We start from the raw sequence: 13,804 nt of genomic DNA, 5'->3' as shown, positions 1-13,804 counted from the left end.
AAGTGAACACGTTGAAATGGTGTTGTCATCACAATCACTCCTTAAAGTTTTATGTCTTTTAATAATCTGTGTCTGCTTCTAACCCTTGCATAATTTGTACGCCTGCACTTGCCCCAACACGTGTTGCGCCTGCGTCTAACATTGCTTGGAAGTCTGCCAAGTTACGCACGCCACCTGACGCTTTCACTTCTAATGCATCGCCTACTGTATCTTTCATTAATTTCACATCTTCCGGTGTTGCACCGCCACCTGCGAAACCAGTAGACGTCTTCACAAAGTCCGCTCCTGCTGCTTTAGAAAGCTCGCATGCTTTGACTTTTTCTTCGTCTGTTAACAACACTGTTTCGATAATCACTTTAACCGTTTTATCGCCAGATGCTTCAACAACCGCTTCGATGTCTGCTTGTACATCATCATAACGTCCGTCTTTCAACGCACCAATGTTGATTACCATATCGATTTCATCTGCGCCTTTCGCAATCGCATCTTTCGTTTCACATGCTTTCACGTCAGATGTTGATGCTCCTAATGGGAAACCAATAACCGTACATACTAAGACATCTGAGTCTGCTAATTTTTCAGCCGAATACGCCACATGTGTTGGATTCACACATACTGATTTGAAGTGGTATTCTTTCGCCTCTTCAATAATTTTATCAATTTGTGCACGTGTTGATTCAGGTTTTAATAAAGTATGATCAATATATTTTGCGTAATTCATCTTATCATGCTCCTATCTCTATGATTTATATATTAATTATAACATTGTGCTTGATAAAAACCGATTTATTAAGTGTTGCACTCACAAATATAGTAGTGATTCAAACATTTTCAATTTGCCTACGCCACACAACTATTTAGAAAACCATTTCAATTTAACCCCTTACAAGACGGAATTATATTATTTTTCTGATTATTCTGTTGAAATGTCTATTGCGATATGCTAACATAACCGTATTACAAAAACACTTTAGTTTGGTAGAGAGTGAAAGCGAGGTTAACAAAATGGAGAATGCTTTGATTACATCGAAGTTGGATGAAGTATCTTTTTTACGTTTGGCGGAACAACGTGGCTTTCAACTCATTGACACGTCATTTATCGAGACGTTGAATTGGGAGGCACTCACGCCGGATGATTTAAAACAAATGCAAGAGCGAAGTGTGTGGCAAGACCATGAGAAGTTGTTTGCGTTGCGCAATGACTTTACAGATCAACTTGTGCGCTACTATCAGCAGTACGATCGTCAACATGAATCTGTCGCTTATTCTGGTCCGATTGTGCGACATCAAAAGATTCAAACACAACTCGGTCTTGAGTGTTATCAGCCAACCATTCAAGCGATGCAACGTGCATTCACTACATTTTATGACTATATTCGTGAAGCGTTACGTGACGACATTGATTATGTCATCATCGGTCATTATGAACTCGTTCATTTATTGCTTGGTGATCAACAAACCGATGCGGTAATGACTGCACTCGCACAACGAAATATATCGGTGCTTGCAACGCTTCTCGGTATCGAACATCCACTCGTTCAATTGTTGCAGACACCTACACAAGAACAGTTACAACAGCTTAATACACGTTTTGATGCGAGTCATCACATTGTTGCAACGTTGAATCATTGGGATAGCTTTTTCCGTTCACTCGGCATTAAAGCGATTCATTTGGACTTAACACCACAACCACCACGTTCTTACTATAAAGGCATTTTTATGAATGCTGTCTTAACAGAACGTAACACAACATTAAACGGAGGCTACTATAAAGGAAATCTTGAGGGATTCGGTCTCGGTCTCACATTATAACGTTACAAAGGGGGTTCTGGCATGCTCACCATCGCATTAGCCAAAGGACGTTTATTAAAAAGTTTTATTGATTATCTTACACAACGCGGTGAACGCGACTTAGTACAACTTATTGAGTCACGCGATCGTCAACTACAAGTTCAAACAGACCAGTATCGTTTGTTATTTGTGAAAGGGAATGATGTTCCCACTTATGTTGAACAAGGGATTGCGGATATCGGCATTACAGGCAGTGATATTTTAGCCGAAAAGTCATATGACGTTAACCAACTCATTCGTTTACCATTTGGTGCGTGCCATTTTGCGGTTGCTGCATTTGAAGAAACGACTGAATACCGTAAAATTGCGACATCGTTTCCTAAAACCGCACAGCGTTATTTTAAAGAAACTGGACGAGATGTGTCGCTTATCGAATTATCTGGTTCGATTGAACTTGCCTGTGTGATTGGCATGGTTGATGGTATTGTCGATATTGTACAGACGGGGAATACGTTGCGTTCTAACGGGCTTGTAGAAAAGGAATTTATTGGAGATGTCCAAGCACAATTAATTACAAATCGTCAAAGTTTCTTTACCGCATCTGATGAAATTGATGCCTTTATTAATATGTTAGGAGTGTCGCTCATTGATTTATAATACAGAACAATTTTTCGCGCAATATCAAGCTACTGCCCAGTTGGATACGCAATTACATGATCAAATCGCTACTATTTGTGAAACGGTCAAACAACAAGGCGACGAGGCACTATTTCGTTACAATCAACAGTTTGATCGTGTCAACGTAACAACACTTGAAGTGCCACAAGCAGAGCTACAACAAGCATACGATCGTTTAGATTCTCAGTTACGCCAAGCGCTAGAACTCAGTTACAACCGCATTCGTACCTATCAAGAAAGCATTCGTTATCAAAACCAATCGAGTGATCAAGAAATGTACGAAGTGTATCATCCAATTGAACGTGTGGGCGTCTATGTACCAGGTGGTAAGGCAAGTTATCCGTCTACTGTATTAATGACTGCTACATTGGCGAAAGTCGCTGGTGTAAAAGAAATTGTCGTTGTAACGCCACCCCAAGCTGAAGGCGTTGCACAAAGTGTATTAGCTGCTTGTCATATCGTTGGCGTCGACCACGTCTATCAAGTTGGTGGTGCGCAAAGTATCGCAGCGCTCGCCTACGGGACAGAAACCATTCCAAAAGTAGATAAAATCGTTGGGCCTGGTAATCAATATGTTGCTTATGCAAAAAAACTCGTTTACGGCGAAGTGGGCATTGATCAAATTGCAGGACCGAGTGAAATTGCCCTTATTATTGATAACACATGCGATATTGAAGCCGTAGCATACGATGTATTGGCACAAGCAGAACATGACGAACTCGCTCGCACATATGTCATTTCAACTGATTTAAAATTACTAGAACGCCTTGAAGTACGTTTAGCAGAACTTGCGCAAACATCTGAGCGCCAAAGTATTGTCTCAGCAAGCCTACGTGACCATCACTACGCCATTCATGCAGAGAGTTTTGAAGCATGTTGTCAGCTGATGAATGAAATTGCACCCGAACACGCATCTATTCAAGCCGCGCAACCTGAACAGTTCGTGCCACATATTCACTATGTCGGCAGCTTATTTTTAGGCGGTTACGCACCGGAAGCGATTGGTGACTATATCGCAGGACCAAGTCACGTCTTACCGACTAATCGAACGGCTCGTTTTCAACACGGTTTATCAGTGAATGACTTTTTAACAAAACATACAGTCATTCAACTGTCTAAAACAACCTATGCGAAAACATATCGTGAGGCTGCCATCATTGCAGAAGATGAACAGCTTTATAATCACAAACAATCTTTATTAGTCAGAATGCGAGGGGAACAGAATGATTAGAATCGATAAAAATGAAGGTGTCGGAACGCCTTTATCAGCAGAGACATACTTTGAAATACTGAATAACCAAGATTACAACTTGTACCATGACAATGACTATGACCGCTTCTGCCAAGCGTATGCTAATTATTTTGGCGGCTTTTCAAAAGACCAAGTCTGTGCCGCAAATGGCTCTGATGAACTGATTCAAAAGCTCATGCTGATTATGCCTGAAGGTCCCTGTCTTACGCTGAATCCTGACTTTTTTATGTATCAAGCTTATGCCGAACAAGTACAACGTCCGATTGAATTTGTCGATGCCACAACAGACTTACAATTTCCGATTGAAAACGTCTTAAAACGCATCGATGAAGTCAAACCGAGTTTCTTTATTTTAAGCAATCCTCATAATCCAACGGGACAACGTTTCGCTGAAGATTATATTTTACAAATTGCCGATAAAATGCGTGAAATAGGTGGCTATATCGTTGTCGATGAAGCATATATCGACTTTTCAACACCACTCGACATTACGTTAGAAGATCATATCGTAGTGATGCACACATTGTCCAAAGCGTTTGGACTTGCTGGTTTACGTGTTGGTGTATTGATTGGCACACCAGAGACAATTGCACGTGTACGTCGTATCGAACACCCGTACCCACTGAATATTTTGTCACTACGCATTGCGACGTATTTGTTTGAACACCCTGAATCAACGCAAATGTTTGTTGAACAGCAACGTGCATTAAGTGCGCGACTTAAAACGATTTTTACACGTTATGTCGATGATAAATTGACCCTTTACCCGAGTGAAACGAATTTTATTTTAACAGCAGGTGAACAGGCAAAGGCACTGGGTGAATATATTTATGAACGCGGCTTTAAACCAAGATTTTATGATCCTGTGACAGAGCAACCGATGGGTGATTGCGTACGTTACTCTATTATGTCTACTGAAGATATGGACCGTTTTGAAGCAATCGTAAAAGAATGGAGTGAACAGAATGACCTTTCAAATTAAACGTGAAACGAAAGAAACAAAAATTGACATCACGATAACACAATCAAACGCAGAAAGTCATATTAACACAGGCGTTGGTTTTTTAGATCATATGCTTACACTGTTCAGCTTCCATAGCGGGTTATCTTTATCTATTGATGTTCAAGGCGATACATGGGTAGACGATCATCATACGACAGAAGATATCGGCATTGTATTGGGACAATTGTTGTTACAGCTCACTCAAGGCAACCCGTATTATGAACGCTATGGACAACAATATTTACCTATGGACGAGACGTTAGCACGTGCTGTTGTTGATATTAGCGGACGTCCTTATCTCAACTTTAACGCCACTTTTAGTAAGGAAAAAGTGGGACAGTTTGATACTGAACTTGTCGAGGAATTTTTCCGTGCTTTCGTGATTAATGCGCGGTTAACAGTTCATATCGACTTATTACACCAAGGCAACACCCATCATGAGATTGAGGCGATTTTTAAAGCTTTTGCACGTGCGTTAAAACAAGCATTAGCCCCTGCTCAGACGGCACGCATTCCATCATCAAAAGGTGTGATTGAATCATGATTGTCATTGTAGATTATGGACTCGGCAATATTCATAACGTCAAGCGTGCAGTTGAACATTTAGGATATGACGTCGTTTTATCACGTGACCCAAAGACGATTCAGTCGGCAGATCAACTCATTTTACCAGGCGTCGGTCACTTTAAAGATGCGATGACCGCCATTCGTCAGTACAATCTTGATACACTCTTGCAACAATACGACAAGCCGATTGTTGGGATTTGTCTCGGTATGCAACTGATGTATGAAGGAAGCGAAGAAGGTCATGAGACCGGACTTGGACTACTTAAAGGGCAAATTACTGAAATCCAAACACCGTATACTGTGCCACATCTCGGTTGGAATAACTTGATTGCGCCAAATGCTGATTTAACGCATGACGTCTATTTTGTGCATAGCTATCAAGCGCCGATGAATGATGATGTTGTCGCATATGCGGACTACGGCACACGTATTCCGGGCATTGTACAACACGGCCGTTATATCGGTATTCAATTCCACCCTGAAAAAAGTGGTGAAATCGGGCTACAAATACTCGCACAAGCACTCAAAGGAGGATGGCAACATGCTTAAACTATGGCCAGCAATTGACTTAATTGAAGGACAAAGCGTGCGCTTAACAGAGGGCGATTATAATACATCAGAAGCGATGACACGTTCAGCAGAAGACAGCATTCAATTTTATCAACAGTTTGACTGTGTCGATCGCATTCATATTATTGATCTTATCGGTGCTAAATCACAACGCGCGATAGAAATGGACTATATTCAGAACTTGATTGATAAAAGTACGAAACCTATTGAAGTGGGTGGTGGCATTCGTGATGTCGAGACAATTCGCGCTTACCTATCCCGTGGCGTGGACTATTGCATCGTTGGAACGAAAGCGATTCAAGATACAGCATGGCTTACAGAAATGGCTACATTATTTCCCGGGAAACTGTACGTTTCTGTTGACGCATACGACACCGACATTAAAATTAACGGTTGGTTAGAAGACGCGCAACTGAACCTATTTGATTATGTATCAACAATCGAACACTTACCGATTGGTGGCATTATTTATACCGATATTTCCAAAGACGGGAAACTACAAGGACCGAACTTTGAACGTACCGCACAACTGGCAGAACATACTCGACTCCCTGTTATCGCATCAGGCGGGATTCGTAACCAAGATGACTTGCAACGTCTCGAAGCAACAGGTGTGGCTGCCGCAATTGTAGGCAAAGCCGCTAACCAACCTGAGTTTTGGGAGGGATTACAATGATTAAAAAACGCATTATCCCCTGCTTAGACGTAAAAGACGGGCGTGTTGTTAAAGGTGTACAATTCAAAGGATTACGTGACATTGGAGATCCTGTGGCACTGGCAATGTATTATAACGACAGCGGTGCGGATGAACTTGTCTTTTTAGATATTTCAAAAACTGAACGTGGTCATGATTTAACGTTAGATATCATTCAACAGACCGCTTCACAATTATTTATTCCATTAACAGTTGGTGGCGGCATCTCAACATTGGACGATATTTCTCAACTGCTTAAGCACGGTGCGGACAAAGTATCACTCAACTCGGCAGCACTTAAAAACCCGGAACTCATTCGTCAAGCGAGTGAAAAGTTCGGACGTCAATGTATTTGTATCGCGATTGATAGCCAGTACGACCCTGAGACGGATGACTATTACTGTTGCACGCACGGTGGAAAGAAACGTACCAATAAACGTGTTTACGATTGGGTGAAAGAAGTTGAAGCGCTTGGTGCAGGTGAACTACTCGTCACAAGTATGGCATACGATGGCATGAAAAACGGCTTTGATCTTGAACATTTGAACGGCATTGCTGAACGTGTCAACATTCCGATTATTGCTTCAGGTGGTGGCGGCAATGCAGACCATTTTGTGGAACTATTTAATGAAACACCTGTGTCTGCCGGACTCGCTGCCAGTATTTTACATGATAAAGAAACGACTGTTACCGCCATTAAAACAACACTCGATCAAGGAGGGATTCCAGTCAGATGGCACTAAAACCAGACTTTTCCAAAGGCCTTTTGCCGGCTATTTTACAAGACGCCACAACACAACAAGTACTGATGTTAGGCTACATGAACGAGGAAGCATTTGAACGCACCGTAGACGAAGGTGTCGCATGGTTCTATTCTCGTTCAAAGCAACGTTTGTGGAAGAAAGGCGAAACATCAGGTCATACACAAAACGTCGTCGACATACGTCTCGACTGTGACAGCGACGCCATTTTAGTGTTCGTCCACCCACAAGGACCAACATGTCATACCGGCTCGCAAAGTTGTTTCAACACGGAAATCCCATATCGACTCCAACAGCTTGAAACAACGATTCAGCAACGCGTCTCAGCACAAGACGACCAATCGTACACCCATTACTTATTAACACAAGGGAAAGAAAAAATTACGAAAAAATTTGGCGAAGAAGCATTTGAAGTGGTCATTGCTGCTATGAAAAATGACCGCTCCGAACTCATCGCCGAAAGTGCAGACCTACTCTACCACTTCTTCGTTCTCTTACATGAACAAGGCGTAACGATTGAAGAAGTGGAGACGCTACTCGCCGAACGCCACAACACTCAAAATAACTTCAAAGGCGTACGACAAGATATTGAGAATTGGTAATAACCATAAAAAAACATGCCACCATTGCCGTGAGCATGTTTTTTAATGCTGTTCATCTCTTTGAGCCCTCAACAGATGTAATTGTTCCTTTCCCAACCTCATCATCTCTTTCTCAATAGTATGCCACTTGCCAAAGAGACATGCTTGTAGAACTGCTGCTGCTCCATTTTTGTCTTTGTAAGAATCATACACACATTGTTTATCTCTTTGATAAATTTGAATTTGATCGAATTGTTTTTCGTCTTCAAGTTCTTGTAGATTGCCGACTAAATGTCTCACAATATTGTCATGGTATGCTTTGGATGTCGCTCGAGCCTTATTAGGATCAACCGCATAAAGTTCTTCATATCGGATTAAAGTACTGAGATATGATAATTCTGGCTTTGTCGCAATCAATGCTAAAGATACTTTGTAACCATATGACTTTAATAATCTAGCAGTTTTTCTAGGAACTTCCGTTGTTCTCAATGTCCCTTCTATTAATAAATGATAACCTTGTTTACCAAGTACACACACTAGATGTTCAACCATTTTTCCAGCAAACCATTTCGTATAATTGACACTTTCTTTACCATATTCTCTCTGTATAGCAAGATAGTTAGGATGCAGGTAGCGATAACTATCCCCATCAATGATAACGATATTCCCTTGAAATTCCTTTTGTTTAATGCGGTGTAAAGTTGTCTTACCGGCACCACTTTGCCCCCCGAGTAAGATGGCTCGAGGGTGTTTTGATGGTGTTTTACCACGCGTTAGAGAACGAATTATTCGATTTAGTGCTAACTGAAGCTGTGTCTCACTAAATGCCTCTAGCTTCATGAAACAACCGCCTGCTTCATAGCATGTTTGAGCATCCGCTCAATGCCATCTAAGTAACCATTATATCGTTCTATTTCTTCAAAGGTATCAACAAGATAAATCTTCATATTGATAAGATCAGATATATCATCACTCATGATAATCCAGGGATTTGCGTCGTCATCAAAAGCTATTCCTTGACTGTCTTGATAACGGTAGAGTTGTGATAAAATTGATGATCCTCGCTCTTTAATTACCTCAATTTTTAATGTGAGTTGATAATCTTCTACAGGTGTTAACATTTTTTCTTCACCTACAATATCAACATACGATACATTAAATTTTTGACAAATACGATCGATTAAGTCTGTAGAAACAGAACTCGTTCCATTTTCATATCGGCTAAGGCTATTTCGTGAAATATTTACCATCTTAGCAAATTCTGGTTGTGTTAAATGGTTGGTTCTGCGTAAAGATTTTATATTTTGTCCAATCATAAAAAACCTCCTATCGTTGTTTTGATTATAGCAAAAAAGCAGATAACGCACCAATTTTGGTGCATTATCTGCTTTCTACTTAAAAAGTGAATATATCATCCGCTTCCACCATAGCGCTATATGATATATGCACTAATACCTCTAAATAAAAGCATGACATTTCACTTTCCCACTTAATTTTGTACTTATAAATGTGTATCTTCTTCATCTTTTTCATTCGCATGTAAGATGCTTAGTGAGCGTCGTTCAATCTTCTTAAACCGATCAGCACGCGTTTGAAGCGCAATACGATCAGCTGATAACATCATCATAAAAGATATCATGATAATAACAAATATGATGATAAGCGGGACACCCGCAACAATAGATGCTGTTTGTAGAATCTCAAGCGCACGTTCGCCACCAACAAGCATTAGTGAAAACGGTAATAAGCATAGCGCAAACGCCCAAAACAAGCGATTCAATTTAATGGGCTCTCCTTCTACGCGAAGCTGTGTCGCTGAAGCCACAATATATGATGCCGAATCAAATGTCGTCACTAAAAATAAAAATGCTGAAAGGACGAATAATCCGATTATAACTGGCGCAAACGGTAGATGATTCACCACTTCTATAATCGCCGCTTCTGTACCATGTGTATCTAAGAATGCTATCACATCAAATTGACCTGTAATCTGTAGATACGTTGCATAGTTACCAAAAATACCAAAGAATAACATACAACCAAATGTACCATAAACAATTGTACCTAGAACGACTTCTTTCAATGTACGCCCTTTTGAAATTCGTGCAATAAACAAGCCAATAAATGGTGCAAAGACAATCCACCAAGCCCAATAGAAAATCGTCCATTGTTGAGGGAAATTCGTTTCTTCACGCCCACCAATACCACCAAACGGCTCCAACCATGTGGCCATTTGGAAGAAATTTTTAAGCATATTCCCAAAGCTTGTAACGGTTGTTTCCATCATAAAAATTGTCGGTCCAACGATAAAGACAAATCCCAGTAAAATCAATGATAGCCATACATTTACATCACTTAATACTTGAATACCTTTTTTCAAACCCTGATAAGAGCTGTATGCAAAAACAATCGTAATTGCAATAAGTACACAGCTTCTTACAACCATACTAGATCCATCAACACCCGTCAATTTCTCTAAACCAGCTGAAATCATTGGAACCCCCAGTGCAAGTGATGTTGCAGTCCCACCAATCAAACCAAAAATAAATAAAATATCAACTAGTTTACCAATAAATTTATCCGTTTGCCCTTTTAAAATCGGACGACACGCTTGACTGATTTTAAAAACAGGTTGCTTTTTTACAAAGACTAAATAACCAATTGGCAATGCCGGTAAAACGTATATCGCCCATGCGATCGGCCCCCAATGAAACATGCCATACATTGTGGCAAAATTTAGTGCGGCATCATTCATAGGCTCGGCACCTTGAGGCGGGGCTTTAAAATAGTACGCCCATTCAATCACACCCCAATACAAAATATTCGAACCTATTCCAGCACAAAACAGCATAGATGCCCACGCAAAATCACTGAACTCTGGACGATCACTTTCACGTCCAAGTGTCACTGAGCCATACTTTCCGAACGCAATATATAAAACAAAACAAAAGATTGCGAGACCCAATACAAGATATGTCGCTCCGAGATTTGTTGTCACGACTTCATTCATCGCCACAACAACAGCACGACTTTGATTTGGAAATATCATCATTGGTATAACAGCAAGCAACAAGATACACGCTGCCCCACAAAAAACAATCCAATCCATTAATTTTTGATTTTTATACATCCTAACATCCCCTTTTTATCTATAGCATATGTCATATCTCCAATGTATCTTCAATACATGTCATTGTTGGAAATTGGACAACATCAATTTACGAACACTAGCCTTCAATGTATACTGTAACAAACCAGTAAAATATGTCATCATGACACTCGCACCAACTTTCTATACAAAAATACAGTGCTTTATCAGCTTATAACCTATTCCCTATTTTTATTCATGAGTAAACAACAGATAGATACCTTTTTGAAAAAACTAAAAAACAAAGGGGACGATATTGATGAGCCTTATCACGCTTATATTAATAGGTATTATAGGAACACTCTTATACGCACTCATTTGGACATGGCTATTCAACTGGAATCAAAAAAGGAGAGCGCAACGGTTCGCAAGCCAGTCTCCTCTAACAAAAAAACAGCGCTATGTTATCTTTTGGGTGCATATGTTGTTCGGCTTTATTTTCGTAACATATTTAGTCTATATGAACTACAAGTAAACAAACCATTTCACGACATAAAAATACCCTCACATCAGAACATATCTGCCTAAAAGATGTGAGGGCGTTGTCGTTTTAATTTGATGATAATCATACACTTAACACTGTAAAACAAAATTAGCACAGGTTATACCTTTTTTCACAGGTAATATGATTCAAAATATATCTTCTTAGAAAGTTTGTGTGAATCATGAAAACAATGATGTACGTTATAAATGCCGCTAATTACTTAGTACTTTTAGTCTTACTTTTTCTCCCTATCACACCTTCAGATTGGTATGGTGGGGACAGTCTTAATAGTTTTGTTGTGACCTCATTTATTTTATTAACATTCTCTTTACTACTATTAATCGTTAGCCAACCTGAACATAAAGCCATTTGGAAAATAAGTAGCTTGATTAACACTATCAATTTAGTGGTGTTATATCCTCTTCTCTTGTTCTTATTATTTTTTGGTCTTCCCTTTATTTAACCATAAAAACAGCCCTTAACTTTACACAACGAATGCGGTGTGGTTAAGGGCTCTATATGTTAGATTCGATATGATGTTACGGCACCATCGTCCGGATCATTTTTGCCGTGAACATAGTAATCCACATGTTCTGGCTCTAATGGTTTCACACCTTTGATGATATCTGCTGCTTTTTCAGCGAGCATAAGCACTGGTGAATGGATGTTACCGTTCGTTGTGGTTGGCATAACAGATGCGTCAACAACACGTAAGTTTTCCATGCCGTGCACTTTCATCGTTAATGGGTCTACCACTGCCATTGGGTCTGAGGCAGGTCCCATTTTGGCGCTACATGATGGGTGCAATGCTGTTTCTGCATCACGGCGTACCCAGTCCAAAATCTCTTCGTCTGTTTGAACGCTTGGTCCCGGAGAGATTTCGCCACCGTTAAAGCGATCCATTGCGGGTTGTTTCAAGATATTACGTGCGACACGAATCGCTTCAACCCATTCACGTTTGTCTTCTTCTGTTGATAAATAGTTGAAGACGAATTTCGGTTTCACGTATGGGTTTGTTGATGTAATTTTCAAGCTACCACGTGAGTTTGAATACATTGGTCCTACGTGTACTTGATAGCCGTGTGCTGTTTCTGCTTTTTGTCCATCGTAACGTACCGCAAGTGGCAAGAAGTGGAACATTAAGTTTGGATACGCTACTTCATCGTTTGAACGTACGAAGCCGCCACCTTCAAAGTGGTTACTTGCGGCTGCACCTGTACGACGTGTTAACCACTCTAAACCGATAAATGGCATTTTCAATTTATTCAAGCTTGGTTGCATTGACACCGGTTCTTTACATGTATGTTGAATGTAAACTTCCAAGTGGTCTTCAAAGTTCTCACCGACACCTGGTAAATGAACACGTGGTTCGATACCTAATGTTTTTAAGTATTCTGTGTCACCAATACCTGATAATTGTAATAGTTGTGGTGTGTTGAATGCGCCACCTGATAAAATGACTTCTCGTGCTAATACTTTGTGTAAGCGACCGTTGCGTTTATATGTAACGCCTGTCACTGTATTGCCATCAAAATGCAGTTTCTCAACAAATGCACGTGTTTTGACTGTTAAATTTTTACGTTTCATCGCTGGGCGTAAATACGCACGTGACGCTGAAACACGACGCCCGTTATGAATTTGACTGTCGAATGGGCCAAAGCCTTCTTGACGATAACCGTTCACGTCTTGTGTTTTTTTGTAGCCCGCTTCTACCGCTGCATCAAAGAATGAATGGAATAGCGGATTGTTCGCTGGTCCACGACGCAATTTGATAGGCCCATTTAAACCACGAATTGGATCATCCTCTGCTGCACCAAATGCTTTTTCCAAGCGTTTAAAATATGGTAAGCAATGTGCATAGTCCCATGTTTCCATACCTTCTGGGCTACCCCATTTTTCATAATCAAGCGGGTTCCCACGTTGATAGATCATGCCGTTAATCGAACTTGACCCACCGAGTACTTTCCCACGTGTATGGAATACTTTTCGTCCATTCATATGTGGTTCGCCGTCTGTTTCATATTTCCAATCATAAAAACGATTGCCTGACGGATACATCAGTGCTGCTGGCATTTGAATTAATAAATCCCACGGGTAGTCACTGCGTCCCGCTTCTAATACCAACACTTTTTTATTTTTATCTTCACTCAGGCGTGCACCTAATACAGATCCTGCGCTACCGCCACCAATAATAATATAGTCGTACATTTTATCGTATGCTTTACCCATCGAACATCCTCCTCAAGTTTAACTTCAAGTGATTGTTTCTCTATGT

14 protein-coding genes are annotated in these 13,804 nt (G+C 40.4%); 9 read left to right on the top strand and 5 right to left on the bottom strand.

Annotation, left to right across the window (positions count from 1 at the left end; all coding sequences use genetic code 11):
* Window positions 1-58 precede the first annotated feature (58 nt).
* Window positions 59-721, bottom strand: coding sequence for a deoxyribose-phosphate aldolase (gene deoC / locus TP70_RS05635; protein ID WP_044358479.1), 663 nt, complete (start codon window positions 719-721; stop codon window positions 59-61).
* 284 nt (window positions 722-1,005) lie between these two features.
* On the opposite strand from deoC, the gene TP70_RS05630 reads away from it, so the two are divergent.
* From TP70_RS05630 to hisIE, 9 genes are read left to right on the top strand one after another with little or no spacing between them, the layout of a single operon-like run.
* Window positions 1,006-1,812 carry an ATP phosphoribosyltransferase regulatory subunit gene (locus TP70_RS05630; protein ID WP_044360205.1) on the top strand — a complete coding sequence of 269 codons (807 nt, stop codon included), beginning with the start codon at window positions 1,006-1,008 and terminating at the stop codon, window positions 1,810-1,812.
* A gap of 21 nt (window positions 1,813-1,833) precedes the next feature.
* Entirely contained in the window at window positions 1,834-2,448 is a 615-nt protein-coding gene (hisG, locus tag TP70_RS05625) for an ATP phosphoribosyltransferase (protein ID WP_044360203.1), read from the top strand.
* On the top strand, window positions 2,438-3,700 hold the full coding sequence (hisD, locus tag TP70_RS05620; protein ID WP_044360201.1) for a histidinol dehydrogenase: 1,263 nt from the start codon (window positions 2,438-2,440) through the stop codon (window positions 3,698-3,700). The genes hisG and hisD overlap by 11 nt, the downstream gene beginning before the upstream one ends.
* Window positions 3,693-4,703: a pyridoxal phosphate-dependent aminotransferase gene (locus TP70_RS05615; RefSeq protein WP_044360199.1), complete on the top strand. Its 1,011-nt coding sequence runs from the start codon at window positions 3,693-3,695 to the stop codon at window positions 4,701-4,703. The genes hisD and TP70_RS05615 overlap by 8 nt, the downstream gene beginning before the upstream one ends.
* Entirely contained in the window at window positions 4,687-5,268 is a 582-nt protein-coding gene (gene hisB, locus TP70_RS05610) for an imidazoleglycerol-phosphate dehydratase HisB (protein ID WP_044360198.1), read from the top strand. The genes TP70_RS05615 and hisB overlap by 17 nt, the downstream gene beginning before the upstream one ends.
* Window positions 5,265-5,840, top strand: a complete 576-nt coding sequence (gene hisH / locus TP70_RS05605; RefSeq protein ID WP_044360196.1) for an imidazole glycerol phosphate synthase subunit HisH — start codon at window positions 5,265-5,267, stop codon at window positions 5,838-5,840. The genes hisB and hisH overlap by 4 nt, the downstream gene beginning before the upstream one ends.
* A complete protein-coding gene (gene hisA / locus TP70_RS05600) occupies window positions 5,833-6,537 on the top strand; it encodes a 1-(5-phosphoribosyl)-5-((5-phosphoribosylamino)methylideneamino)imidazole-4-carboxamide isomerase (protein WP_044360194.1) in 705 nt (234 codons plus the stop codon). The genes hisH and hisA overlap by 8 nt, the downstream gene beginning before the upstream one ends.
* Window positions 6,534-7,298, top strand: a complete 765-nt coding sequence (gene hisF, locus TP70_RS05595; RefSeq protein WP_044360192.1) for an imidazole glycerol phosphate synthase subunit HisF — start codon at window positions 6,534-6,536, stop codon at window positions 7,296-7,298. Before hisA ends, hisF begins: the two co-directional genes overlap by 4 nt.
* On the top strand, window positions 7,289-7,918 hold the full coding sequence (gene hisIE / locus TP70_RS05590; RefSeq protein ID WP_044360191.1) for a bifunctional phosphoribosyl-AMP cyclohydrolase/phosphoribosyl-ATP diphosphatase HisIE: 630 nt from the start codon (window positions 7,289-7,291) through the stop codon (window positions 7,916-7,918). Before hisF ends, hisIE begins: the two co-directional genes overlap by 10 nt.
* Before the next feature lie 42 nt (window positions 7,919-7,960).
* On the opposite strand, the gene pezT is transcribed toward hisIE, so the two are convergent.
* The 4 genes from pezT to betA all read right to left on the bottom strand — a co-directional run bounded on the left by pezT (window position 7,961) and on the right by betA (window position 13,758).
* Window positions 7,961-8,737 (bottom strand): type II toxin-antitoxin system toxin PezT, encoded by a 777-nt coding sequence (gene pezT / locus TP70_RS05585; RefSeq protein ID WP_044360189.1) that lies wholly within the window; start codon window positions 8,735-8,737, stop codon window positions 7,961-7,963.
* Window positions 8,734-9,213, bottom strand: a complete 480-nt coding sequence (gene pezA / locus TP70_RS05580; RefSeq protein ID WP_044360188.1) for a type II toxin-antitoxin system antitoxin PezA — start codon at window positions 9,211-9,213, stop codon at window positions 8,734-8,736. The genes pezT and pezA overlap by 4 nt, the downstream gene beginning before the upstream one ends.
* A 185-nt stretch (window positions 9,214-9,398) precedes the next feature.
* On the bottom strand, window positions 9,399-11,027 hold the full coding sequence (locus TP70_RS05575) for a BCCT family transporter (RefSeq protein WP_044360186.1): 1,629 nt from the start codon (window positions 11,025-11,027) through the stop codon (window positions 9,399-9,401).
* A gap of 1,024 nt (window positions 11,028-12,051) precedes the next feature.
* Window positions 12,052-13,758, bottom strand: coding sequence for a choline dehydrogenase (gene betA, locus TP70_RS05565; RefSeq protein ID WP_044360184.1), 1,707 nt, complete (start codon window positions 13,756-13,758; stop codon window positions 12,052-12,054).
* Between the last annotated feature and the right edge of the window lie 46 nt (window positions 13,759-13,804).

Origin of the sequence: Staphylococcus microti (assembly GCF_000934465.1) — a bacterium.
Lineage (GTDB): Bacteria > Bacillota > Bacilli > Staphylococcales > Staphylococcaceae > Staphylococcus > Staphylococcus microti.
The sequence above is the reverse complement of the archived record's forward strand: the minus strand, read 5'-3'. Positions and strand labels throughout refer to the sequence as shown.